The following is a 23,446-nucleotide window of genomic DNA, read 5'->3' on the forward strand; positions in this document are numbered from 1 at the left end:
TCGGTGTGCGTCGCATGTGACCGGGCCGGCCGGGGCCAGGTCCGGCATGTGAGACGAAATCTCACGATATGGAATATCGCGCCGCGTGGTCGAGAACGGCCCCGCCGCGCCCCACAGTGGTCCGTGAGCACCGGCGCCCCGCGCCGGGCGACGACCGACAGGTGCGTGAGCAGGAAGGTGCGGCACATGACGACGGCGACGACGCGGCCCAGGACGCTGGCCGAGAAGGTCTGGGACGAACACGTGGTGGTGCGTGGCGAGGGCGAGGGCGCCTCCCGCACCCCCGACCTGCTCTACATCGACCTGCACCTCGTGCACGAGGTGACGAGCCCGCAGGCCTTCGAGGGGCTGCGTCTGGCCGGGCGTCCGGTGCGCCGGCCCGACCTGACCATCGCCACGGAGGACCACAACACCCCGACGCTGGACATCGACCAGCCGATCGCGGATGCCACCTCGCGCACGCAGATCGAGACCCTGCGGGCCAACTGCGCCGAGTTCGGCGTCCGCCTGCACCCGTTGGGCGACGCCGAGCAGGGCATCGTCCACGTCGTCGGCCCCCAGCTGGGTCTGACCCAGCCCGGCCTCACCGTGGTCTGCGGCGATTCCCACACCTCCACCCACGGCGCGTTCGGCGCCCTGGCGTTCGGCATCGGCACCTCCGAGGTCGAGCACGTCCTGGCCACCCAGACCCTGCCGCTGAAGCCCTTCAAGACCATGGCGGTCACCGTGGACGGCACGCTGCGCCCGGGTGTGACGGCCAAGGACATCATCCTCGCGGTCATCGCGAAGATCGGCACGGGCGGGGGCCAGGGCTTCGTGCTCGAGTACCGCGGTGAGGCCATCCGGAACCTCTCCATGGAGGGCCGGATGACCATCTGCAACATGTCCATCGAGGCCGGCGCCCGCGCCGGCATGGTCGCCCCGGACGAGACCACCTTCGCCTACCTGAAGGGCCGTCCCCATGCCCCCGAGGGCGACGACTGGGATGCCGCCGTCGAGCACTGGCGCACCCTCGCCACGGACGAGGGTGCCGAGTTCGACGCCGAGGTGGTCATCGACGCGGACACGCTGGAGCCGTTCGTCACGTGGGGCACCAACCCGGGGCAGGGCGTGAGCCTGAACGACACCGTCCCCGCGCCCGAGGACTTCGCCGACCCGGTGGCCCAGGAGGCGGCCCGCAAGGCACTGTCCTACATGGACCTGGCCCCCGGCACCCCGATGAAGCAGGTCGAGGTCGACACCGTGTTCATGGGCTCGTGCACCAACTCCCGCATCGAGGACCTGCGGGCGTTCGCCGAGGTCGTCCGGGGCCGACGCAAGGCCGAGGGGCTGCGCGTCATGGTCGTGCCGGGCTCGGCGCGCGTGCGTCTGCAGGCCATGGACGAGGGCCTGGACAGGGTGTTCGAGGACTTCGGGGCCGAGTGGCGGTTCGCCGGCTGCTCCATGTGCCTGGGCATGAACCCGGACCAGCTCTCCCCGGGGGAGCGCTGCGCGTCCACCTCCAACCGCAACTTCGAGGGCCGGCAGGGCAAGGGCGGGCGCACCCACCTGGTGTCCCCGGTGGTCGCCGCGGCCACCGCCGTGCTGGGCCGCCTCGCCAGCCCGTCCGACCTGCCCGCCCTCACCCCCCAGGAGGCCTGAGCCATGGAGAAGTTCACCACCCACACCGGCGTCGGCGTGCCGCTGCGCGCCTCGAACGTGGACACGGACCAGATCATCCCGGCCGTGTACCTCAAGCGGATCTCCCGCACGGGCTTCGAGGACGCCCTGTTCGCCGGCTGGCGCCAGGACCCCGACTTCATCCTGAACACCGAGCCGTTCAGCGGAGGCACCGTGCTCGTGGCGGGCTCGGACTTCGGCACCGGCTCCTCGCGCGAACACGCCGTGTGGGCGCTCAAGGACTACGGCTTCCGCGCCGTGATCTCCCCGCGCTTCGCGGACATCTTCCGCGGCAACTCCGCCAAACAGGGGCTCGTCGCGGCCCAGGTGGAGCAGGAGGACGTCGAGCGCATCTGGAAGGAGCTGGAGAACCGTCCCGGGACCCCGGTCACCGTGGACCTCGTCACACGCACCGTCGAGTGCGGGGATGTGACCGCCCCCTTCCAGATCGACGACGACACCCGTCACCGGCTGCTCGAGGGCCTGGACGACATCGCCGTCACCCTGGGGCACCAGGCCGAGATCGACGCCTACGAGGCGGACCGCCCCGCGTACAAGCCCACCACCCTGCCGGCCCGCACGGCCGGCTGACCGGCCGCCGCCGGGAGCGCACCATTGCCGCGCGTGCCCGGCGACGCCCTATGCTGGGAGGCGATTCCGGGACCGCCCGCCGCACACGGCGGGCGGTCCCGTTCAGAGACCTCCCCGCTCCGGCGGAGTGGCCGAGACCGTGGCCCTGCGGCCGCGCTGAGGAAGGACGCGCATGGCGAAGCTCTTGACCATCCATGGCGGCAAGCCGCTGACCGGTGAGGTGACCGTGCGCGGCGCCAAGAACCTGGTGCCCAAGGCCATGGTGGCCGCCCTGCTCGGCAACTCGCCGTCCGTGCTCCGGAACATCCCCGAGATCAAGGACGTGGACGTCGTCAGCTCCCTCCTCGAGATCCACGGCGTGTCCGTGGAGTGGGACAAGGAGACCGGGCGGATCACGATGGACCCGGCCGGGGTGAAGTCGGCCCTGACCGCCGAGATCGACGCCCACGCCGGCGACTCGCGCATCCCGATCCTCTTCTGCGGCCCGCTCATGCACGCGATCGGGGAGGCCTTCATCCCCGACCTCGGCGGCTGCAAGATCGGCGACCGCCCGATCGACTACCACCTGGCCGTGCTGCGCAACTTCGGCGCCGTCGTGGACAAGCGCCCGGGCGGCATCTCCATCTCCGCCCCCAAGGGCCTGCACGGCGCCAAGCTCGAGCTGCCGTACCCCTCCGTCGGAGCCACCGAGCAGGTGCTGCTGACCGCTGTGAAGGCCGAGGGCATCACCGAGCTCAAGGGCGCCGCCGTCGAGCCGGAGATCCACGACCTCATCGCCGTCCTGCAGAAGATGGGCGCGATCATCACCGTGCAGACGGACCGCACCATCCGCATCGAGGGCGTGAGCGAGATGCGCGGCTACAACCACATCGCGCTGCCCGACCGCAACGAGTCCGCCTCGTGGGCCTCCGCCGCCCTGGCCACCCGGGGGGACATCTACGTCCGCGGCGCCGAGCAGCGCGACCTGACGGCGTTCCTGAACACCTACCGCAAGATCGGCGGCGAGTTCGACGTCGTCGACGACGGCATCCGGTTCTGGCACGCCGGCGGCGATCTCAACCCGCTCGTGCTCGAGACGGACGTGCACCCCGGCTTCATGACCGACTGGCAGCAGCCCCTCGTGGTGGCGCTGACCCAGGCCAAGGGGGTCTCCATCGTGCACGAGACCGTGTACGAGAACCGCTTCGGCTTCACCGACGCCCTCGTGCGGATGGGCGCCTCCATCCAGCTGCACCGCGAGTGCCTCGGCTCCGTGCCGTGCCGCTTCGGTCAGCGCAACTTCCTGCACTCGGCCGTGATCTCCGGCCCGACGCCGCTGCACGGCGTCGAGTTCGACATCCCGGACCTGCGCGGCGGCTTCTCCCACCTGATCGCCGCCCTCACCGCCGAGGGCACCTCCACGGCGACGGGCCTGGAGATCATCAACCGCGGCTACGAGCACTTCATGGCGAAGCTCGAGGGCCTCGGCGCCGACGTCGAGCTGACCGAACGCGACCGGTGAGCGGCGTGGACGCGCAGAGCCCTGCCGCCGCGGGGGGTCGTCCGACGCGTGCCGCGCGGGCCCCCTACGTGATCCCGGGGGCGATCGTGCGACCGGCGATGCGGGCCCTCGTCCGCCAGGTGTGGGAGGGGACCGAGCACCTGCCCGAGACCGGCGCGATCCTCGCCGTCAACCACATCTCGGAGGTGGACCCGCTCTCCGTGGCCCACATGGCCTACAACCAGGGCCTGCTGCCGACCTTCCTCGCCAAGGCCGAGCTCTGGAAGGTGCCCGTGCTCAAGCAGGTCCTCGAGGCCACCCGCATGATCCCGGTCGAGCGCACCCGCGACGGCGGCCGCTCGCTCGCCGCCGCCCGCGAGGCCGTCGCCACTGGCCGGGCGATCATCGTCTACCCGGAGGGCACCGTCACCCGCGATCCCGACGGCTGGCCGATGGCCGGGCGCAACGGGGCCGTGCGCCTCGCCCTGCAGACCGGCGCCCCGCTCATCCCCGTCGGTCAGTGGGGCATCCAGGAGCTGCTGCCGTACGGCGGCCGCTCCCTCCGCGTCCTCCCGCGCAAGACCGCCCGGATCCGGGTCGGCGCGCCCGTCGACCTCGCGGACCTGCGGGACCGCCCCGTGACGGCGGCGACCCTGCTCGAGGGCACCGGCCGCATGATGGCCGCGATCACCGACCTGGTCGCCGAGCTGCGCGGAGAACCGGCCCCGGAGGGCCGCTGGGATCCCACGGCCGGAGCGCGGGTGACCGGGGCATGAGCGATCCGCACACCGTCGCCGTCCTCGGGGCCGGCAGCTGGGGGTCGGCCTTCGCCCGCGTCCTGGGACTGAGCACCAGCCCCGAGTCCGCCCGCGCGTCCGAGATCGTGATGTGGTCCCGGCGGGCCGAGGTCGCCGAGGCCATCACCGAGCGACACGAGAACCCCGAGTACCTGCCCGGCATCACCCTGCCCACCTGCGTGCGTGCCGTCACCGACGCCGCCGAGGCGGTCCGGGGCGCCGGCGTCGTAGTGGTGGCCGTGCCCGCGCAGCACGTGCGCGAGACGCTGCGCACCGTGTGCGCCGACCTGGCCCCGGACGCCGTCGTGGTCTCCCTCGTCAAGGGCCTCGAGCGCGGCACCGACGCGCGGATGTCGCAGGTCTGCGCGGAGGAGCTGGGCCTCAGCCCGGACCGGTTCGCGGTGGTCTCCGGACCCAACCTCGCCCTCGAGATCGCGCGCGGCGAGCCCACCGCCACGGTGGTCGCCTCGGCCTCGCGCGCGACGGCGGAGCGCATCGCCGCCCTCACAGCCGGCCGGACCTTCCGGCCCTACACGAACACGGACGTCGTGGGCGTGGAGATCGGCGGCGTGGTGAAGAACGTCATCGCGCTCGCCGTGGGCATCTGCGACGGGCAGGGGCTGGGGGACAACTCCAAGGCCTCCGTCATCACCCGGGGCCTGGCCGAGACCACCCGGCTGGCCGTCGCGCTCGGCGGCGACCCGGCCACCATGGCCGGGCTCGCCGGCCTGGGCGACCTCGTGGCCACGTGCGCCTCGCCCCTCTCCCGCAACCGCACGGCCGGCCGCCACATCGGCACCGGCCTCAGCGCGGAGGAGGCGGTGGCCGCCATGAGCCAGACGGCCGAGGGCATCAAGTCCGTCTCCGCCATCGTGCACGCCGCCCGCGCCCACGGTGTGGAGATGCCCATCAGCGAGCTGATGGACCGGGTGGTCGCCGGGGACGTGGCCGTGGACCGCCTCGCCGAGCTGCTGCTCGCCCGTGACCTGAAGTCGGAAGGACGCACCGCATGACCGCCACCCCCGCCCCGGAGGCCGCCGCCGACGCGCGTCCCCGCGTGCTCCTGCTCTTCGGCGGCCGCTCGAGCGAGCACCCCATCAGCTGCGTGACCGCGGCGGGCGTGCTGCACGCGGCCGACCGTCAGCGCTGGGACGTCGTGCCGGTGGGTGTGGCCCGCTCCGGCCTGTGGTCGCACGACGAGATGGACGTGGCCTCGTTCCGCCTGGACGGCGACGCCCTGCCGGAGGTGCCGGAGCCCGAGGCCCCGGTGAGCCTGCGCGCCCTGCCGGACGGCACCGTCGAGCTGACCGCGGCCGACGGCTCCTCGCTGGGCCCGGTGGACGTCGTGTTCCCGCTGCTGCACGGCCCCTGGGGCGAGGACGGCACCCTTCAGGGCATGTTCGAGTCGCTGGGTCTGCCCTACGTGGGCTGCGGCGTGCTCGCCTCCGCGGTCGGCATGGACAAGCACTTCATGAAGGTCGCCTTCCAGGCCGCCGGCCTCGAGGTCGGCCCGTGGGAGACCATCACCGCCCGCGACTGGGCGCGCGATCCGGAGGCGGCCCTCGCCCGCGCCGGGGCGCTCGCCTACCCGCTGTTCGTCAAGCCCGCCCGCGCCGGCTCGTCCTTCGGCATCACCCGCGTCACCGAGCCCGCGGGTCTGCGCGCCGCCGTCGAGGAGGCCCGTCGCTTCGACCCCAAGGTCGTGGTGGAGGCGGGCATCGTCGGCCGCGAGATCGAGTGCGCCGTCCTCGACGGGCACGGCGCCGCCGCCCCGCGCGCCTCGCTGCCGGGGGAGATCGTCGTGGCCCACGACGAGGGCGAGACGCAGTTCTACGACTTCGAGTCGAAGTACCAGGACACCGGCACCACCCAGCTGTCCTGCCCGGCCGAGCTGCCGGAGGAGGAGATCGAGCGGCTGCGCGCCCTGGCGATCCGCGCCTTCGAGGCCGTGGACGGATCCGGCCTGGGCCGCTGCGACTTCTTCTTCACCCCGGACGGGCGGTGGGTGGTCAACGAGATCAACACCATGCCGGGCTTCACGCCCATCAGCATGTACCCGGCCATGTGGGAGCGGACGGGCCTGTCCTACGACGATCTGATCTCGGAGCTGCTGGACCTCGCCCTCGAGCGAGGCGTCGGCCTGCACTGACGCGGCTCGCGCCGGTCTCAGCCGACGGGTGTGGCGTCCTGCACGCTGACGCAGCCGCCGCTGGGCTCGATCTGCGCGACCGCCGAGGACAGGCCCACCATCACGGTGTCCGAGCTGGCCTGGTCCTTGCCGAACAGCACCTCCACGGCCGGGTCACGGCCGTAGGTGGTGATCCGCCAGTTCTCGTCCTCGTCCCGGACGACCCAGTCGATCCCGTCCACGGAGATGCAGCGGTCCGTGGTGGGGCCGGGGACCTCGGCGCCGCAGCGCAGGACGACGGCGGCCGGGTCGCCCCACACGGCCGTCGCCTGGCTGTCGGTGGGGCGCAGGTCGAGGTCGCCCAGGGCGTCGGGCATGGCCACCATGGCCGGGGCACACGCCGGGTCAGCGGCGTGGGGCGCGGCCTCCACCGTGGCCACCCGTCCGGTGCAGGCCGTGGCGCCGAGGGCGATCGCGGTCAGGAGGGGCACGAGACGACGCAGACGGCGGGATTCCATCCGCCCAGGATACGCGCGGCGCCGGGACCCGCGGGGGCCCGTGCCCTAGCATGGGCGAGACCGTTCCCGTCCCCGCCTCAGGAGCCCACGTGAGCAGCACCGCGGACCCCCGCCCCCGCCCCCCGCAGGAGGACGTCGCCGTCGGGCGGCGCCGCCGTCGTCGCCGCCCGTGGCTGATCGCCCTGGCGGTCGTGCTCGTGGCACTGCTGGCCGTGGGCATCGCGGCGGCGGTGTACGTCGGCGGGATCGCCCGGACCATCGACCAGGACACCCAGCGCTTCGACGGCGGCGCGTTCCCCGCCGAGTCGGGCCGCCCGGGCGCCGCGGGGGCGTCCGCCCAGCAGCCCACCGCGCCGCCGCCCGGCATGGACGCGGAACAGGCCGCCGAGGGCGCCCAGGGCCCCGTCGCCCCGGGCGCGGACGAGAAGGCGGACGAGCAGGCCCTCGACGTGCTGCTCGTCGGCGAGGACGCGGGCGCGGAGGGCCGTGACTCCGCCGGCCGATCGGACACCCTCATGTGGGTCCACGTGCCCGGGGACCGCAGCGAGATCCAGGTCATGTCCATCATGCGTGACATGTGGGTGCCGATCCCGGGGCACGGGGACCACAAGGTCAACGCCGCCTACCAGTACGGCGGCATCCCGCTGACGGTGGCCACCGCGGAGAACATGTTCCAGGCACGCGTGGACCACGTGATCGCCGTGGACCTCGCCGGCTTCAAGGGCCTCGTGGACGCCCTGGGCGGCGTCAGCGTGGACAACCCTGCCGCCTTCGTCTCGACCGGCGGCATCGACTTCCCCGCGGGCACCGTGCAGATGGACGGGGACAAGGCCCTGGCCTACGCGCGGGAACGGTACAACCTGCCGCGCAGCGACTTCGACCGCGTGGAGAACCAGCAGCGCCTGGTCAAGGCCATCGTGGCCGCGTTCCTCTCGCGGGACACCCTCTCGGACCCGAGCCGCGTGCAGGCCGCCGTCGAGGAGTTCGCCCCCTTCCTGACCCTCGACGACGAGCTCGACTCCGGCACCCTCGCGAACCTGGCGTGGTCCCTGCGCGACGCGCGCGACGCCCCGATCGTGACCAGCACGGTGCCGTCCGTGGGCGTGGGCTATACGGACACCGGCGAGGACGTCGTGTGGCCGGACTGGGCGGCGATCGCCCGCCTGGGCGAGGGCATCCGCACCGGCACCCTGGGGGAGGCCGTCGCGCAGTGAGCACGCCGTCCCGGCCGTCACTGGTACGGCACTGGCTCGCGCTCGCGGAGGAGCTCGTGGGCCGGGCCGCGCCGCGACTCGACGCCCTGAACCTCTTCCCGGTCCCGGACGCGGACACGGGCACGAACATGCTCGCCACGCTGACGGCGGCCCGCACCGCGGCCGACGCCTGCCCCGCACAGGACGACGCCGGCGCCGTGCTCGCGCACGCGGGGGCGGCCGCGCTGGACTCGGCCCGGGGCAACTCGGGCATGCTGCTGGCGGTCAGCCTGGCGGGGATGGCCGAGCCCCTGCGCGGCCGGGAGCGTGTCGACGCGTTCGCCCTGGCGGCGGCATTCGGGGCCGCCGACCGGGCCGCCCGGCAGGCCCTGTCGGATCCGCGCGAGGGGACGATCCTCACGGTGCTCTCCGCGGCCGCCCGCAGCCTCGCGCGCTCGTCCACCCAGGCCCCCGACACCCCCGCGGTGGCCGGGGACGCGGACCCGGCCGTGCGGCTCGGCCCGGCCGTGACCGTCATGCTGGCCGACTGCGTGCAGGCCGTGGAGGAGACCGAGTCGTTGCTCGCCCCGCTGACCGGGGCGCAGGTCGTGGACGCCGGTGCCGTCGGGCTGCTCTGGGTGTTCGAGGCGCTGCGCGCCGTCGTGACGGGCACGCCCGTGGACGAGGAGCTGGCCACCGCCCTCCCCGGCTACGGCGAGGGCGTCCACGCCGCGGAGGGCGAGCCCGCCGCCGCGGCGGAGGCGCCGGCCGAGGGGGCCGTCGAGGTGATGGGCACCCTGACGCTCACCCCGCTCGCCGCGGCCGAGCTGCGCCGACGGCTGGCCGACGTGGGGGACGCCGTGATCCTGGCCCCCCTCGGGACCGCCCGTGACGGGCAGGGCCGGGTCCCGTGGCGGGTCCACGTGCACGTGCCCCGCGCCGAGGACGCGATCGGCCCCCTGCGGGCCGCCGGCGACGTCGAGGGCCTGACCGTCACCGACCTGGCCGGGCCGTCGCACGGCGACGACGCCGCACCGGACGGGTGCCATGGCCGCTGAGGCCCCCGTCACCGACCTGCCCCTGTCCGAGGTGCTGGGCGGGAAGCTGCCCGCCCGCCTCGAGAAGGAGCTCGGGCTGACCACGGTCGGGGACCTGCTGGACCACGTGCCGCGCCGCTGGATCGAGCGCGGCGAGCTCACCCCCATCGCCGCGCTGCCGCACGACGCCGAGGTGACCGTCGTCGCCGTCGTGGAGTCGGTGACCACGCGGCGCATGCACAGCCGGCCCGGGTTCATCGTGGACGTCACCGTCGCGGACCCGTCCGTGGCGGGCGTGCCGGGGGCGAGCCTGTCCATGGCCTTCTTCAACGGCCACGACGCCCGCCGCCGCCTCGCCCCCGGGATGACCGCCATGTTCCAGGGCCGCACGACCGAGTACCGCGGCCGGATCACGCTGAACAACCCGGACTTCGCCCTCCTGGACGACGACGTCGCCCCGGGGGAGGTGGACGTGCGACCGGTCCCGCTCTACCGGGCCACGGGGAAGCTGCCGTCGTGGACGGTCCGCTCCGCCGTCGCCCGGGTGCTCGAGACCGTCGACCTGGGCCGCATCCCGGAACTGCTCACCGAGCGGATCCGCGCGGAGGCCGCCGCGGCGCTCGACCTGGACGCGCCGCTGCCGGGCACCGCCCAGGCGTACCGGGACCTGCACGCCCCGCACGACGTCGCCGCCACCGGGCCGGCGCGGACCGCGCTCGCCCTGCGGGAGGCGCTGCTCGTCCAGGCCGCGCTCGCCTGGCGCCGGGACCGGGAGCGGGCGGTGCCCGCCGTGCCCCGCCCGCCGCGGCCCGGCGGCCTGCTCGAGGCCCTCGACGCCCGCCTGCCGTTCGCGCTGACGCCCGGCCAGGTGGCGGTGGGGGAGCAGCTGTCCGCCGAGCTGGCCCGGGACGCCCCGATGAGCCGGCTGCTGCAGGGGGACGTGGGCGCGGGCAAGACGCTCGTGGCCCTGCGGGCGATGCTGCAGGTCGTGGACGCCGGCGGCCAGGCCGCCCTGGTGGCGCCCACCGAGGTGCTCGCCGCGCAGCACCACCGTGCCCTGCTGCGCCTGATGGGCCCGCTCGCGGAGGCCGGCACCCTCGGGGCCGGCGACGGCCCGGCCACGAGGGTCGCGCTGGTCACCGGCTCGCTCAAGACCACCGCGCGCCGCGAGGCGCTGCTGGCCCTGGCCTCCGGTGAGGCCGGGATCGCCGTGGGGACGCACGCCCTGCTCTCCGAGAAGGTGGGCTTCGCCGAGCTGGCCCTGGCCGTCGTCGACGAGCAGCACCGCTTCGGCGTGGACCAGCGCGAGGCCCTGCGGCGGGCCAACCCCGGCACGCACCTGCTCGTCATGTCCGCCACGCCCATCCCGCGCTCCGTGGCGATGACGGTGTTCGGCGACCTGGACCTGTCGGTGCTCGAGGGGCTGCCCTCGGGGCGACAGCCGGTCACCACGCACGTGGCGCGGATGGCCCACGGCCCGCGCGTGATCGGCCGGGTGTGGGAGCTGATCGCCGAGCACGTGGCGGCCGGCCACCAGGCGTTCGTGGTGTGCCCGCGCATCGACCCCGACGACGCCGACCCGGGTCACGCCAACGTGGAGGAGATGACACCCCGGCTGCGGAGTCTCCCGGCGCTGGCGGGGCTGCGGATCGACGCCGTGCACGGGCGCATGGACCAGGCCGAGCAGGACGCGGCGATGCAGGCCTTCGCGCGCGGGGAGACGGACGTGCTCGTGGCGACCACCGTCGTGGAGGTGGGTGTGGACGTGCCCAACGCGACGGTCATGGCGATCCTCGACGCCGACGACTTCGGCCTGTCCACCCTGCACCAGCTGCGCGGCCGCGTGGGCCGCGGGCCCGGGGCGGCGGTCTGCCTGCTGGCCACGCGCCTGCCGGACGGGCACCCGTCGCTGCGCCGGCTCGAGGTCCTGGCCCAGGAGCAGGACGGCATGCGCATCGCGCAGGAGGACCTCGCGCAGCGCGGCGTCGGCGACGTGCTCGGCGCCGCCCAGTCCGGGCTGGCCTCGGGGCTGCGCCACGTGGACGTCATCGCCGACGCCCCGCTGATCGCCGTGGCCGCCGACGCCGTCACGCGCGTGATGGCGGCCGGCCCCGGGCTCTCCGCCCACCCGGCGCTCGCCGCCGAGGTGGCCCGCTGGGAGGCCGAGCACCTCACCGCCGCCGACTACCTCGAGAAGGGCTGAGCCATGTCCCGCATCATCGCCGGCGCGGCCGCCGGGCGGCCCCTGACCGCCGTCCCCGGCACCGGCACGCGCCCCACCACGGACCGCACCAAGGAGGCCCTGTTCTCGTGGCTCGAGGCCCGCGACTGGCTGGACGGGACGGCCGTGCTCGACCTCTACGCCGGCTCCGGCGCCCTGGGGTGCGAGGCCGCCAGCCGCGGAGCGGCATCGGTGCTGCTGGTCGAGCGGGACCGGAAGGCCGTGACCGCGTGCCGCGCGAACGCCGCGCTGGTCAACCGGGCGCGCGGGGCCGACGTCGTGCGCGTGCGCGCCGGGAGCGTGGAGCAGGCGCTCGCGGCGGAGGCCGCGCCCGTGGACCTGATCCTGGCCGACCCGCCGTACCCGGTGGCCGGCGCGCCGCTCGAGGCCGTGCTGGAGGCGGCGGCCGGGCGGCTTGCCCCGGGCGGGCTGTTCGTGCTGGAGCGGGCGGCCCGGGACGCGGCGCCGCGCCGGCCGCGCGGCCTCGAGGAGGTCGAGGTGCGCGTCTACGGCGAGACCGCCCTGTACCTCTGGCAGGACGAGCGCTGACCCCACCCACCCGTTTTCGTTCGGGAAACGGCGGCGTCTCGGCCCGTTTTCGTTCGGGAAACGGCGGCGTCTCGTCCCGTTCTCATTGGGGCGACGAGAGGGCGGAACGGACTGTGCTCAGCACCGAACCGCGAGCACGGCGGCCGCCGTTTCCCGAACGCAAGTGCTCCGGGGACCGCCGTTTCCCGAACGAAAATGCTCTGGGGGCCGCCGTTTCGTCAACGAAAGCGTCGGGGGTCAGGGCGCGCGCAGCCGCGGGGCCGCCTCGGCCAGGCGGCGCATCGCCTCGTCGATCGCATCCGGGGACTTGCAGAACGCCAGCCGCAGCCACGACCGCAGGTGGCCCCCGTCCGGGCGGCAGAGCGCGCCCACGGGGATGCCGGTGACGCCGGCCTCACGCGTCCACTGCACCGCGGCCTCGGCCGCGTCCGTCACACCCCACGGGGCCAGGTCCACGACGACGAAGTAGCCCGCCGCCGGGACGACCGGGTCCAGGCCCGCCTCGCGCAGGCCCGCCACGAGCCGATCCCGGGCGTCGCGGTACCGCTCGCGCTGGCCGGCGAGGTGCCGCTCGGCGTTGTCGGTGGGCAGGTAGGCACCCAGCGCGCGCTGGAAGGCGGGGCCGGAGGAGTAGGTGAGGAACTGCTTGACGGCGCGCGCGGCCCCGACGAGCTCGGCCGGGCCGGTCAGCCAGCCGACCTTCCACCCGGTGACCGCGAACGCCTTGCCCGCGCTGGAGACCGTCAGGGCGATGTCCTCGGCGCCCGCGACCGAGCGCAGGCTGACGTGCTCGCCCTCGTAGACGAGGTGGTCGTAGACCTCGTCCGAGAGGATCAGCACGCCCCGGGACCGGCACAGGGCCACGAGCTCCTCGAGCAGCTCCCGCGGATAGACCGCGCCCGTGGGGTTGTGCGGCGTGTTCACGATGAGCAGGCGCGTGCGGTCGGTGATCGCGTCCGCCACCCGCGCCGGATCCGGAAGGAAGTCCGGCGCCTCCACCGGCACGCTCACGTGCCGGCCGCCGGCCAGGGCGATCGTGGCGGCGTGCGAGTCGTAGAACGGCTCGACCGTGATGACCTCGTCGCCCGGGCGCACGAACGCCAGGACCGTCGAGGCGATGCCCTCGGTCGCGCCCGTGGTGATCATGACCTGCGTGGCGGGGTCCTCCGTCACGCCCCAGTGGCGCCGGCGGTGCTCCGCGACGGCCTGCCGCAGCACGGGGTCGCCCGTGCCGGGGGCGTACTGGTTGGGGCCCGCCAGCACGGCCTCGGCCGCCAGCCGCAGCAGCGCGTCGGGGCCGTCGGCGTCGGGGAAGCCCTGGCCGAGGTTCACGGCCCCGTGCTCGACGGCGAGGCCCGTCATCGTCTCGAACACGGTGGGCACGGGGCCGACGTCACCGAGCAGGCCCGCGGCCGCCGCCGTGCGACGCCACGGCGCGTCCACGTCGACGTCGTGCCGTGCCGATCCGGGGGTGGGCTGGGTTCCGTCCATGGCCGCACTGTACCCATCGCCGCGGACCGCACACGGCGGCGCATGCCGCGTCCGTCACGACCGCGACGCGCCGGAGCCGGACCGGACGGGCGTCCGTCGCCGCTCGGCGCGGCCCCCGCTAGGCTGGCACCCATGCGTCGTGCCGTCTGCCCTGGTTCGTTCGATCCCCTCCACAAGGGGCACGTCGAGGTGATCGCGCGAGCCGCGAACCTCTTCGAGGAGGTGGTGGTCGCCGTGTCCGCCAACCCGGCCAAGACGTACCGCTTCAGCGTGGACGAGCGCATCGCCATGATCGAGGCGACGGTGTCCTCCCTCGCCGGTGTCGTGGTCCGGCCCATGGGCCCGGGCCTGCTGGCCGAGTTCTGCCGGCAGATCGGCGCGGACGCGATCGTCAAGGGGCTGCGCGGCGGCGCCGACCTCGAGTTCGAGGCACCGATGGCCGCGATGAACCGCCACCTGACCGGGGTCGAGACGGTCTACCTCCCGGCCGACGCCCGGTACACCCACGTGTCCTCCTCGCTCATCAAGGAGGTCCATGGACTCGGCGGCGACGTCGCCGAGTTCGTCCCGGCCGCGGTCCTGCGCGGCCTCGACGGCGGGGCCTGACCCCGCCCGGCCCACCCGCGGGCCACCCCTCCGCTCGTCCCACCGCATCAACCGCAGGAGAACCGCCGATGACCGTCCCGCCCCCCTCCCGCCCTCGCACCCGCAAGGCCGTCATCCCGGCCGCCGGCCTGGGCACCCGCTTCCTGCCGGCCACCAAGGCCATGCCGAAGGAGATGCTGCCGGTGGTGGACCGGCCGGCCATCGAATATGTGGTGACGGAGGCCCGGCGTGCGGGCCTGGCGGACGTGCTGATGATCACGGGCCGGAACAAGCGGGCCCTCGAGGACCACTTCGACCGCCATCCCGCGCTGGAGGCCGCGCTGGAGCACAAGGGCGACGCCAAGCGGCTCGCGCAGATCCACGAGTCGGACCTGGTGGGGGACATCCACTACGTCCGTCAGGGCGAGGCCCTCGGGCTCGGCCACGCGGTGAACTGCGCACGCCGCCACGTCGGCGAGGAGCCGTTCGCGGTCCTGCTGGGCGATGACATCATCGGCGACGGCGAGGCGCTGCTCGAGCGCATGATCGACGTGCAGCAGCGCCTCGGCGGCTCCGTGATCGCCCTCATGGAGGTCCCGGAGGAGGCCGTCTCGGCCTACGGCGTGGCCGCGGTGCAGGCCGTGCCGGGCGAGGGCGACGACGTCGTCCGCGTCACCGACCTCGTGGAGAAGCCGGCCCGCGAGGACGCCCCCTCCACCCTCGCGATCATCGGCCGCTACGTGCTGGCCCCGCAGGTGTTCGACGTGCTGGACGAGACCCCGCCCGGCCGCGGCGGGGAGATCCAGCTCACCGATGCGCTGCAGAGGCTGGCCACGGAGGACGGCGAGGGCCGCGGCGTGCACGCCGTCGTCTTCGACGGCCGCCGCTACGACACGGGGGACAAGCTCGGCTACCTGCAGGCGGTCATCGAGTTCGGGGCGCGGCACGAGGACCTCGGGGCCGACCTGCGGGCCTGGCTCCGGGAGTTCACCGCCGGTCTCTGAGCCGGGCCGACGACGCGCGGACCGCGGACGGCTTTGGCCGAGGCGGACCCACCCGGTAGGATGGGCTGTCGGTCCGTCGTGGCTGGACCCGTGTCCAGGCCGCATCGCACCCCCGCAGAGGGCGTGCGGACGGGCCGTGTACCCCCGCCGTCCCACCCGCCGAGAGGAGCGACCATGGACAGCATCCAGCACCACGGCGCCGACTCGCCGTGGGTGATCCCCGTGCGCGATCTGACGCGCGGGGCCGGAGTCCAGCGCGAGCTGACGGCCGAGTGGCCCGCCCCCGCGGGCGTCTCCACGCCGCTGCTGGGGATCCCCGAGGGGGACCCCGTCGAACTGGACCTGCGTCTGGAGTCGGTGCACGAGGGCGTCCTCGTCACCGGCACCGCGGACGCGACCCTGAAGGGCGAGTGCGGCCGTTGCCTGCGCCCGCTGCACGAGGGGATCACCGTGGACCTGCAGGAGCTGTACCTCACCGGCACGTCCGAGGACGACGCCGGCGAGCAGCCGCTCGTGGTGCGCGAGACCGTGGACCTGGAACCCGTGTTCCGGGACGCCGTGGTCATCGCCCTTCCGTTCCAGCCGCTGTGCCGGCCGGACTGCGAGGGCCTGTGCGCCGACTGCGGCATCCGCCTCGAGGACGCGCCCGAGGGGCACGCCCACGAGCGCGTGGACCCGCGCTGGGCCGCCCTGGCCCACCTCGCGGGCACCTCAGAGACCTCCATCACCGAGACAGAAGAGAGATAGTCGTGGCAGTCCCGAAGCGGAAGATGTCCCGTGCCAACACCCGTGCCCGCCGGTCGCAGTGGAAGGCCACCGCGCCCGCCCTGGTGAAGTCCGTCGAGAACGGTCGCGTCTCGTACCGCCTGCCCCACCAGGCCGAGCTGAAGACCGACGCCGCCGGCACCCCCCTGTTCTTCGAGTACAAGGGCCGCAAGGTCGCCGACGCCTGAGATGGCGTCCCCGTCGGCTCGCCGCGGGCCTGAGCCCGCGCCCGAGCCAGAAGAGCTGTTCGAGCGTCTCGGCGTGCACATCACCGCCGGGACGCTCGAACGCGCTCTGACGCACCGCTCGTTCGCCTACGAGCAGGGCGGGCTGCCCACCAATGAGCGCCTCGAGTTCCTCGGGGACTCGGTGCTGGGCTACGTGGTCACCGACCACATCTTCACGGTGTACCCGGACCTGGCCGAGGGCGATCTCGCCCGCCGCCGGGCCGCCGTCGTGTCCACGCGTGCCCTGGCGAAGGTGGCGCGCCGGATCGGCATCGGCCCGTTCGTGCGCCTGGGCACGGGGGAGCGCCGCACCGGCGGGGCGGACAAGGACTCGATCCTCGCCGACACCCTCGAGGCGCTCATCGGCGCCGTCTACGTGGACCACGGGGCCGTGGCCGCGGCCGCACTCGTGCACCGCCACGTGGTGCCGCTGCTGGACGAGCCGGACCTGCTGCGCGAGAGCACCGACTGGAAGACGGTCGTGGCCGAGGCCGCCAGCCGCCACGGTCTCGGCGCCGTCCGCTACGCGATCGAGGGGCAGGGCCCCGCGCACGACCCCCGCTACCGGGCCACCCTCGTCGTCGGCGAGCGCGAGTACGGCTCCGCCGTCGCCAGCTCCAAGAAGCAGGCCGAGCGGGACGCCGCGGCCGCCTCCTGGCCCGCCCTCGAGGCGGATCTGCCGGCCGCGGGGCGCTGAGCCCGTGCCGGAGCTGCCCGAGGCCGAGGTCGTCCGGCGCGGCCTGGCCCGGTGGGCCACGGACGCCGTCGCCGCGGAGCTCGAGGTCCTCGACCCCCGCTCGCTGCGTCGCAGCCCCGGCGGTGCGGACGCCCTCCGGGAGCGGCTGCGCGGCGCCCGGCTGGCCGAGCCGGCTCGCCGCGGCAAGTTCCTCTGGCTGCCCCTGGCCGAGGGCGACGACGCCGTCGTCGTGCACCTGGGGATGAGCGGGCAGATCCTCGTGGACGAACCGGGGGCCGCCGACCAGCGACACCTGCGCCTGCGCCTGCCCGTCACCGCCGTGGACGGCTCCGCCCGCGAGCTGCGGTTCGTGGACCAGCGGATCTTCGGCGGCTGGTGGCTCGACGCGCTGCGGCCCGACGACGCCGCCGGCGGCGAGCGGATCCCCACCACGGCCGCCCACATCGCCCTGGACCCGCTGCACCCGCTGTTCGACCCCGCGGCCGTGCACGCGCGCCTGGCGCGCCGCCGCTCCACCCTCAAGCGCGCGCTGCTGGACCAGTCGCTGGTCTCCGGGATCGGCAACATCTACGCGGACGAGGCCCTCTGGGGCGCCCGCCTGCACCCCGAGCGCCCGACCGAGCGCATGCGCCGGGCGGACACGCTGCGCCTCCTGGCGGCCGTCCAGGACGTGATGCGCCGGGCCCTGGAGGTGGGGGGCACGAGCTTCGACGCGCTCTACGTCAACGTGGACGGGCGATCGGGCTACTTCGCCCGCTCCCTGGCGGCCTACGGGCGCACCGGGCAGCCGTGTCGCCGCTGCGCCGCCGAGGGGATCGACTCCCGCATCGTCCGCGAGCCGTTCATGAACCGGGCGAGCCACCTGTGCCCGCGCTGCCAGCCCAGGCCGCGCCGTCGCCGGGCCGCGGTGGCCGACGCCTGACGAGGCGTCCGTAGACTGGCCTGACCCCCGACCTCGAGCAGGAGACCCGAGTGAGCCATCCCCCGGCCGCGTCCTGGACGCCCGAGCCCCTGCCGCGTCCCGCGTCCCCCCGCGACGACGCCCCGCCGGTCTCGCGGCGCCGCCGGCGCTGGCCGTGGGTCGTCGGCGTGCTCGCCGTCCTGCTCGCGGCGCTGCTCGGTCTGGGCGCCTGGTACGCGGGCTCGCTCGGGCGCACCTTCGACGACCACCGACAGACGGTGGACGTGGGGGCGCTCGAGCAGGCGGCCGGGGACGGCCCGCTGAACGTGCTCGTCCTGGGCTCCGACTCCCGTGAGGGCGAGGGCGAGCAGGACATGGGCCAGCGCTCGGACACCATGATGCTCGTGCACATCCCCGCGGACCGACGCCAGGTCTACGTCATGTCCGTGCTGCGGGATTCGTGGGTCACCGTGCCCGGCCACGGCGAGGCGAAGATCAACTCGGCCTTCGACACGGGCGGCTACGCGCTCGCCGTGGACACGGTGGAGCTGCTGCTGGGAGTGCCGATCCACCACGTCCTGGAGGTCGACTTCCAGGGCTTCCGGGGCGTGACGAACGCGCTGGGCGGCGTCGAGGTCTGCAACCCGCAGGCCTTCTCCTCCGGTCAGGCCAACCCCTCGTACTACCCGCGCGGGCACATCCTGCTGCAGGACACCGCCGCCCTGCGCTACGTGCGCGAACGGCACGCCTTCGACGACGGCGACGTCACCCGCGTGGAGAACCAGCAGCGCTACCTGGCCGGGGCGATGGACCGCTTCCTCAGCCCGCAGATCCTGGGCAATCCCGCCCGCACCACCGAGGTCGTCGCCACGTTCTCCGACCACCTCGGTGTGGACGAGGGGCTCACGTCCGGCGTGATCGCCTCGCTCGCGTGGCAGCTGCGCGACGTCCGCGGCGACGACGTCGAGATGTTCACGGTGCCGCGCAAGGGCTTCGCGGAGGGGCCGAACGGCGACGCCATCGTCGAGCTCGACGAGGACAAGCTGGCGGACCTGCGGTCCGCCCTCGCCGACGACGACGTCCAGCGCTATGTCGACGAGCACGAGCCCACGAAGGAGAAGAAGGCCCAGGCCGCCGGCGGGCCCGCCCCCGTGCTGACCCTGCTGACCGGCACCACGCCCGCACCCGCCCTCGGGGAGGACCCCTGTGACGACTGAGCCGCGCCGCCCCCGCCTCCTGCTGGTCTCCCACTCCTACCGGCCCGAGCGCACTCCGCCCGCGCGTCGCTGGGGCGCGGTCGTGGCGGCGCTGCGGTCGGCGGGCTGGGACGTCGACGTCGTCGCGCCCGGGGGCGTGCGCCCCTTCGCCGGGCCCGACGGCGAACGCGTCCTGCCCACGCCTCGCCTGCCCCTGGGGGAGGCCGGCCGCAACGGCCGCTTCGCCGAGGCGGTGGTCCACGCCCTGCTCGCCGTCCCCCGCGGGATGGCCACCCGACGCCCGGACGTGGTGGTGGCCACCGTGCCCGCCCTGCCCGTGGTGGTGCCCGGCGTCGTGCTCTCCCGCCTCTGGCGCCGTCCCCTCGTGCTGGAGATGCGCGACGCCTGGCCGGATCTCGCCCACGAGGCCGGGGTCCACCAGGGCCTGCTGGGCGCCGCGATGGAGCGTGTCGTGACCGGCGGCCAGCGCGCGGCCCGACTCGTGGTGACCGTCACGGACGGCTTCGCGGAGACGCTGCGCGGGCGGGGCGTGCGGGTGGTCCGCACCCTGGGCAACGGCGTGGACCTGGCCCGCCTGGCGGTGGCGCCGCGGCGCGAGCGGGCCGCCGGTGAGCTCCACGTGCTGTATCTGGGCAACATGGGCGAGAGCCAGGGGCTCGAGCGGCTCGTCGACGCCGCGGCGACGCTGCGTCGCACCCGGCCGGGGGTGCGCGTCCGGCTGGTCGGGGAGGGGACCCGTCGTCCGGCGCTGGAGGCCCGCAACGCCGAGCTCGGCTCGCCGGCCGAGATCCTCGGACCCGTCCACGGCGCGGCCGTGGCCGAGCAGTACGCGTGGGCGGACACGCTGGTGGTGGCCCTGCGTCCCGACTGGCCGAGCTTCCGGCACACCGTGCCCTCCAAGACCTACGAGGTGCTCGCCGTCGGCCGGCACGTCACGGGCCTGGTGACGGGGGAGGCCGCCCGCACCCTCGAGGCGGCCGGCGGCGCCGAGGTCATCGGCCCGGACGTGGACGACCTGGTGCGGCACCTGACGGCGCTCGCGGACGACCCGCACCGCACCGACGTCGGCGCGGGCGGACGCGACTGGGTGCGCCGCCACGCCGACCTGCCGGCCGTGGCCCGCCGCTACGAGCGACTGCTGCGCCGCGTCGCCGGTCGCTGAGCCCGACGTCGGCCCCTTGCTAGGGTTGACGCCGCCGCACCCGGCCGGGTGCACTCCACCGGGACACCGAGGAACAGTTCTGATGCCAGCTGGGAAGTCCATCCGTCGGGTCGCGCGCGCGGGCGCTCGCCTGCTGCCGCCCGAACAGCGCCGTCGGGTGCGCCGCACCGGCGGCGCGCTGCTGCGCAGGCTGCCGCCGCAGGTGGCCGAGGAGGTCCGCGGCGTGTTCGGCATCCGCTGGGGCGACCGTCCGGCGCACGCCCGGCCGGCCGACGCCCTGGGCCTGGCGGGCGGTCCGGCCCGCACCCGCCCCGGCAGCGCCTCCCTCACCGGCCGCGGTGCGGCCGCCGTCGGCGCCGATCCGGAGGCCGCGGCCCGTCTCGAGCGGGTCCTGGGCCTGGCCGACACGTCCCGCACCGAGCGGGGCGGGCGGGCCGTCGGCGTCGTCGCCGCCCCGGACGTGCGCGCGGCCCTCGCGGCCGCCGGGCACCGCGTCGTGCCGCTCGTGCCGGGCACCGCGGCCGCGGTGGCCGAACGCGTGGAGGCCGTCGTCGTGGATGTGGACGGCGTGGACGGGCCGTGGGCCGGGGCCCTCGACGCCGCCGGCGCGGCCCTCTACCTCGAGCTGCGAGGTGCCGTGAGCGCGGCCGCCGCGCGCGGGGTCACCGTCTGGGTGCTCTCCCGGGGCCGTCACCAGCACCGGCTCGGGGCCCTCGCCCTGCTGCACGCCGAGGACGTCATCGTGGTCGAGGCCGGCGCGGACCGGACGCCCCTGCACTTCACCGAGGACCCGGGCGACGCGCCCCAGGGGATCGCCGACGTCCTCGCCGCCTGCCCGGAGGAGAGCGCATGAACACGCACCACCCCGACCGCCTGACCGACGCCGCCGGCGTGCGCGTCCTGCTCTACGGCGACGTCGACCTGAACGTCATCGACGGCTCCGCCACGTGGCTGCCCTCCCTGGCCGAGACCCTCGCCCGCACGGGTGCGAGCGTGGACGTCCAGCTCAAGGCCGTCGAACGCCGGGACCTGCTCACCGCTCCGCTGCGCGCCCTGACGGGGGTGCGCGTGCTCACCGCCGAGCCGGCGGCCGGGCAGGGGGGGATGACCCCCTCCCGCGCCGCGGACGTGCTGGCCCGCCGGGACGAGGAGTCCCGGTACGACGTGGTGCTCGTGCGCGGCATCCACGCCTGCCTCGAGCTCGCCGACCGCGGCGCCTTCCCGGGGCGGCTGTGGTCCTACGTGACCGAGTACGGCTACGTGGAGGACGGCTTCCCGGCCGGGCGCGTCGAGGAGCTCGGCCGCATCGCCGCGGCGAGCCGTCTGATGCTGGCCCAGACGCCCCAGGCCCGCGCCGTGCTCGAGGCGATGGTCCCGGCCGCCGCCGGGCGCACCGAGCTGCTCTCGCCGATGGTGCCGGACGGGCTCGTTCCGGCCGAACGCGCCGAGGCGCCCGCCGACGGCCCGGTGCGTCTCGTGTACACGGGCAAGTTCGCCCACGACTGGCGCACCGACCTCATGCCGGACGTGCTGACCGCCCTCCACGAGGCCGGCGTCCCGGCCACGCTCACGATGGTGGGGGACAAGGTCCACCCCGAGCGGGACCGGCCCGGCTGGGCCGCGGCGATGCGCTCCCGCCTCGAGGCCGAGCGGCCCGACTTCGAGTGGACCGGAGCGCTCTCCCGCGAGGAGTCCATGGCCCGCACCGCGGCCGCGGACGTCTCTCTGGGCTGGCGCGCCCCCGCCCTGGACCTCTCGCTCGAGATCTCCACGAAGGTGCTCGAGAGCTGCGCGGTCGGAGTGCCGCCGCTCCTGAACCGGACCGTGGCGCACGAGGAGCTGCTGGGGGCCGACTACCCCCTGTTCGTGGACGGGGTGAGGGACTCAGCCCGGGACGTGGCCGCCCGCATCGCGGCCGCCCGCCACGACCTGCCGGCCCTCTCGCGACGCGTCGTCGAGGCCGCCGCCCCCTACCGCATGGCCGCGCGCGCACGCGCCCTGACAGGCGTCATGGACCGGCTCGGTCTGCTCGACCGACGGCCCGCCCGCGGCGGGTCACGCACCCGCGTGGTCCTGGCCGGCCACGACCTGAAGTTCGCGGGCGAGCTCGTCGACCTGCTGCGGGACGACCCGGGCGTCGAGCTGCGCATCGACCACTGGCAGGGTCTGCACCGCCACGACGAGGCCGCCTCACGCCGCCTCGTCGAGTGGGCCGACGTCGTGGTGTGCGAGTGGGCGGGCCCCAACGCGGTCTGGTACGCCCGCCACAAGCGGCCCGGCCAGCGGCTCGTGGTCCGCCTGCACATGTTCGAGCTGCGCGGCGGCTGGCTCTCCGCGCTCGAGACCGAGGCCGTGGACCGCCTCGTGACCGTCTCCGATCTCTACCGGGACCTGGTGCGCGAGCATCTTCCCATCGAGCCCACGCGGGTCACGGTGATCCCCAACGCCGTGTCCGTGGCGGACCTGGACCGTCCCGGCCTGCCCGGTCGCCGGTTCCGGCTCGGCCTCGTCGGCGTGGTGCCGTTGCGCAAGCGCCTGGACCGGGCCGTGGACCTGTTGGAGATCCTGCGCGCCCATGACGAACGGTTCACCCTGCACGTGCGCGGCCGCATGCCGTGGGAGTACCCGCACGAGTGGCGCAAGCCCCTCCAGCGCGAGGGCTACCTCGACCTGTTCGCCCGCCTCGGCGCCGGTCCGCTGCGCGAGGCCGTCGCCTTCGAGCCCTTCGGGGCGGACATGGGCTCGTGGCTGACGAAGATCGGCTGGGTGCTCTCGCCGTCAACCACCGAGAGCTTCCACCTCGCGCCCGCCGAGGGCATGGTCTCGGGCGCGGTCCCGCTCGTCTGGGACCGGCCCGGCGCGAGGGGCGTGTTCGGCGACGAGTTCGTGCTCGACGACACCGACGCCGCGGCGCGGCGGGTGCTCGAGGCGGTCGCCGACGACGCGCGGTGGGACGCGCTCTCGGCCCTGGCCCGGGAACGGGTGCGCGCGTACGACGAGCGCGTCGTGGCCGGCCTGTGGCGCGAGGCGCTCGGACTGGCTGACACTGCAAGGCCACGAGCCAGGCGCCTGGCCGGGGTTGACGCGTCGGCCCAGGACCAAGCACGCGGCCTCCCACAATGGCTGAGGCGGCTGCCCCGCGGCTGGGTCCGATCCACCACAAAACGCCCTGGTACTCTCTGAGAGTTTCGCCTCCACGGGCTGTTCTTTGTTCATCACCATAG

Annotated in this window: 22 protein-coding genes; 20 read left to right on the forward strand and 2 right to left on the reverse strand. The window is 74.9% G+C overall.

Annotated elements, in window-relative coordinates:
• The first annotated feature begins 186 nt into the window (after positions 1–186).
• The 6 genes from leuC (at position 187) to ACUW6W_RS01095 (ending at position 6,676) form a co-directional block, all read left to right on the forward strand.
• Positions 187–1,641 carry a 3-isopropylmalate dehydratase large subunit gene (gene leuC / locus ACUW6W_RS01070; RefSeq protein WP_036338082.1) on the forward strand — a complete coding sequence of 485 codons (1,455 nt, stop codon included), beginning with the start codon at positions 187–189 and terminating at the stop codon, positions 1,639–1,641.
• A gap of 3 nt (positions 1,642–1,644) precedes the next feature.
• Positions 1,645–2,250, forward strand: coding sequence for a 3-isopropylmalate dehydratase small subunit (gene leuD, locus ACUW6W_RS01075; protein ID WP_036338085.1), 606 nt, complete (start codon positions 1,645–1,647; stop codon positions 2,248–2,250).
• A gap of 172 nt (positions 2,251–2,422) precedes the next feature.
• Positions 2,423–3,751, forward strand: coding sequence for a UDP-N-acetylglucosamine 1-carboxyvinyltransferase (gene murA, locus ACUW6W_RS01080; protein WP_002856412.1), 1,329 nt, complete (start codon positions 2,423–2,425; stop codon positions 3,749–3,751).
• A gap of 5 nt (positions 3,752–3,756) precedes the next feature.
• On the forward strand, positions 3,757–4,506 hold the full coding sequence (locus tag ACUW6W_RS01085; protein ID WP_260845915.1) for a lysophospholipid acyltransferase family protein: 750 nt from the start codon (positions 3,757–3,759) through the stop codon (positions 4,504–4,506).
• Positions 4,503–5,540 carry an NAD(P)H-dependent glycerol-3-phosphate dehydrogenase gene (locus tag ACUW6W_RS01090; RefSeq protein ID WP_063190354.1) on the forward strand — a complete coding sequence of 346 codons (1,038 nt, stop codon included), beginning with the start codon at positions 4,503–4,505 and terminating at the stop codon, positions 5,538–5,540. The genes ACUW6W_RS01085 and ACUW6W_RS01090 overlap by 4 nt, the downstream gene beginning before the upstream one ends.
• The gene (locus tag ACUW6W_RS01095) at positions 5,537–6,676 is read left to right on the forward strand and encodes a D-alanine--D-alanine ligase family protein (RefSeq protein ID WP_144826028.1); all 1,140 of its coding nucleotides are present in this window, start codon (positions 5,537–5,539) and stop codon (positions 6,674–6,676) included. Before ACUW6W_RS01090 ends, ACUW6W_RS01095 begins: the two co-directional genes overlap by 4 nt.
• A gap of 17 nt (positions 6,677–6,693) precedes the next feature.
• Here ACUW6W_RS01095 and ACUW6W_RS01100 read toward each other — a convergent pair whose 3' ends face one another.
• Positions 6,694–7,173 carry a DUF3515 family protein gene (locus ACUW6W_RS01100; protein WP_044659164.1) on the reverse strand — a complete coding sequence of 160 codons (480 nt, stop codon included), beginning with the start codon at positions 7,171–7,173 and terminating at the stop codon, positions 6,694–6,696.
• Between the two features lie 89 nt (positions 7,174–7,262).
• Here ACUW6W_RS01100 and ACUW6W_RS01105 point away from each other — a divergent pair, with 89 nt between their 5' ends.
• Genes ACUW6W_RS01105 through rsmD form a run of 4 tightly spaced genes read left to right on the forward strand, consistent with a single transcriptional unit; the run spans position 7,263 to position 12,173 of the window.
• A complete protein-coding gene (locus ACUW6W_RS01105) occupies positions 7,263–8,387 on the forward strand; it encodes an LCP family protein (protein ID WP_044659163.1) in 1,125 nt (374 codons plus the stop codon).
• Positions 8,384–9,424 carry a DAK2 domain-containing protein gene (locus tag ACUW6W_RS01110; RefSeq protein WP_044659162.1) on the forward strand — a complete coding sequence of 347 codons (1,041 nt, stop codon included), beginning with the start codon at positions 8,384–8,386 and terminating at the stop codon, positions 9,422–9,424. The genes ACUW6W_RS01105 and ACUW6W_RS01110 overlap by 4 nt, the downstream gene beginning before the upstream one ends.
• Positions 9,414–11,606: an ATP-dependent DNA helicase RecG gene (locus ACUW6W_RS01115; protein ID WP_122054211.1), complete on the forward strand. Its 2,193-nt coding sequence runs from the start codon at positions 9,414–9,416 to the stop codon at positions 11,604–11,606. The genes ACUW6W_RS01110 and ACUW6W_RS01115 overlap by 11 nt, the downstream gene beginning before the upstream one ends.
• A gap of 3 nt (positions 11,607–11,609) precedes the next feature.
• Complete coding sequence (gene rsmD, locus ACUW6W_RS01120; protein WP_063190358.1) at positions 11,610–12,173, forward strand: 16S rRNA (guanine(966)-N(2))-methyltransferase RsmD; 564 nt, start codon at positions 11,610–11,612, stop codon at positions 12,171–12,173.
• A gap of 237 nt (positions 12,174–12,410) precedes the next feature.
• Here rsmD and ACUW6W_RS01125 read toward each other — a convergent pair whose 3' ends face one another.
• Positions 12,411–13,664 carry an aminotransferase class I/II-fold pyridoxal phosphate-dependent enzyme gene (locus ACUW6W_RS01125; protein WP_454179642.1) on the reverse strand — a complete coding sequence of 418 codons (1,254 nt, stop codon included), beginning with the start codon at positions 13,662–13,664 and terminating at the stop codon, positions 12,411–12,413.
• Between the two features lie 132 nt (positions 13,665–13,796).
• Between ACUW6W_RS01125 and coaD the strand changes: the two genes are divergently transcribed.
• The 10 genes from coaD to ACUW6W_RS01175 all read left to right on the forward strand — a co-directional run bounded on the left by coaD (position 13,797) and on the right by ACUW6W_RS01175 (position 23,405).
• Positions 13,797–14,270: a pantetheine-phosphate adenylyltransferase gene (coaD, locus tag ACUW6W_RS01130; RefSeq protein WP_077365999.1), complete on the forward strand. Its 474-nt coding sequence runs from the start codon at positions 13,797–13,799 to the stop codon at positions 14,268–14,270.
• Between the two features lie 68 nt (positions 14,271–14,338).
• Complete coding sequence (gene galU / locus ACUW6W_RS01135) at positions 14,339–15,253, forward strand: UTP--glucose-1-phosphate uridylyltransferase GalU (protein WP_159228093.1); 915 nt, start codon at positions 14,339–14,341, stop codon at positions 15,251–15,253.
• A 174-nt stretch (positions 15,254–15,427) separates the two neighbouring features.
• Positions 15,428–16,000, forward strand: a complete 573-nt coding sequence (locus tag ACUW6W_RS01140) for a YceD family protein (protein ID WP_002856392.1) — start codon at positions 15,428–15,430, stop codon at positions 15,998–16,000.
• 2 nt (positions 16,001–16,002) lie between these two features.
• Positions 16,003–16,206, forward strand: a complete 204-nt coding sequence (rpmF, locus tag ACUW6W_RS01145; protein WP_002856390.1) for a 50S ribosomal protein L32 — start codon at positions 16,003–16,005, stop codon at positions 16,204–16,206.
• A gap of 73 nt (positions 16,207–16,279) precedes the next feature.
• On the forward strand, positions 16,280–16,942 hold the full coding sequence (gene rnc / locus ACUW6W_RS01150) for a ribonuclease III (RefSeq protein ID WP_012750822.1): 663 nt from the start codon (positions 16,280–16,282) through the stop codon (positions 16,940–16,942).
• 4 nt (positions 16,943–16,946) lie between these two features.
• A complete protein-coding gene (gene mutM, locus ACUW6W_RS01155) occupies positions 16,947–17,864 on the forward strand; it encodes a bifunctional DNA-formamidopyrimidine glycosylase/DNA-(apurinic or apyrimidinic site) lyase (RefSeq protein WP_454179644.1) in 918 nt (305 codons plus the stop codon).
• Between the two features lie 50 nt (positions 17,865–17,914).
• Positions 17,915–19,060: an LCP family protein gene (locus ACUW6W_RS01160; protein WP_095347292.1), complete on the forward strand. Its 1,146-nt coding sequence runs from the start codon at positions 17,915–17,917 to the stop codon at positions 19,058–19,060.
• Positions 19,050–20,222 (forward strand): glycosyltransferase family 4 protein, encoded by a 1,173-nt coding sequence (locus ACUW6W_RS01165; RefSeq protein WP_095347291.1) that lies wholly within the window; start codon positions 19,050–19,052, stop codon positions 20,220–20,222. Before ACUW6W_RS01160 ends, ACUW6W_RS01165 begins: the two co-directional genes overlap by 11 nt.
• 82 nt (positions 20,223–20,304) lie before the next feature.
• Positions 20,305–21,075: a hypothetical protein gene (locus ACUW6W_RS01170; RefSeq protein ID WP_078026053.1), complete on the forward strand. Its 771-nt coding sequence runs from the start codon at positions 20,305–20,307 to the stop codon at positions 21,073–21,075.
• Positions 21,072–23,405, forward strand: a complete 2,334-nt coding sequence (locus tag ACUW6W_RS01175) for a glycosyltransferase (RefSeq protein ID WP_454179647.1) — start codon at positions 21,072–21,074, stop codon at positions 23,403–23,405. The genes ACUW6W_RS01170 and ACUW6W_RS01175 overlap by 4 nt, the downstream gene beginning before the upstream one ends.
• Positions 23,406–23,446 lie beyond the last annotated feature (41 nt).

Source organism: Micrococcus sp. 093350064-1, assembly GCF_053627955.1.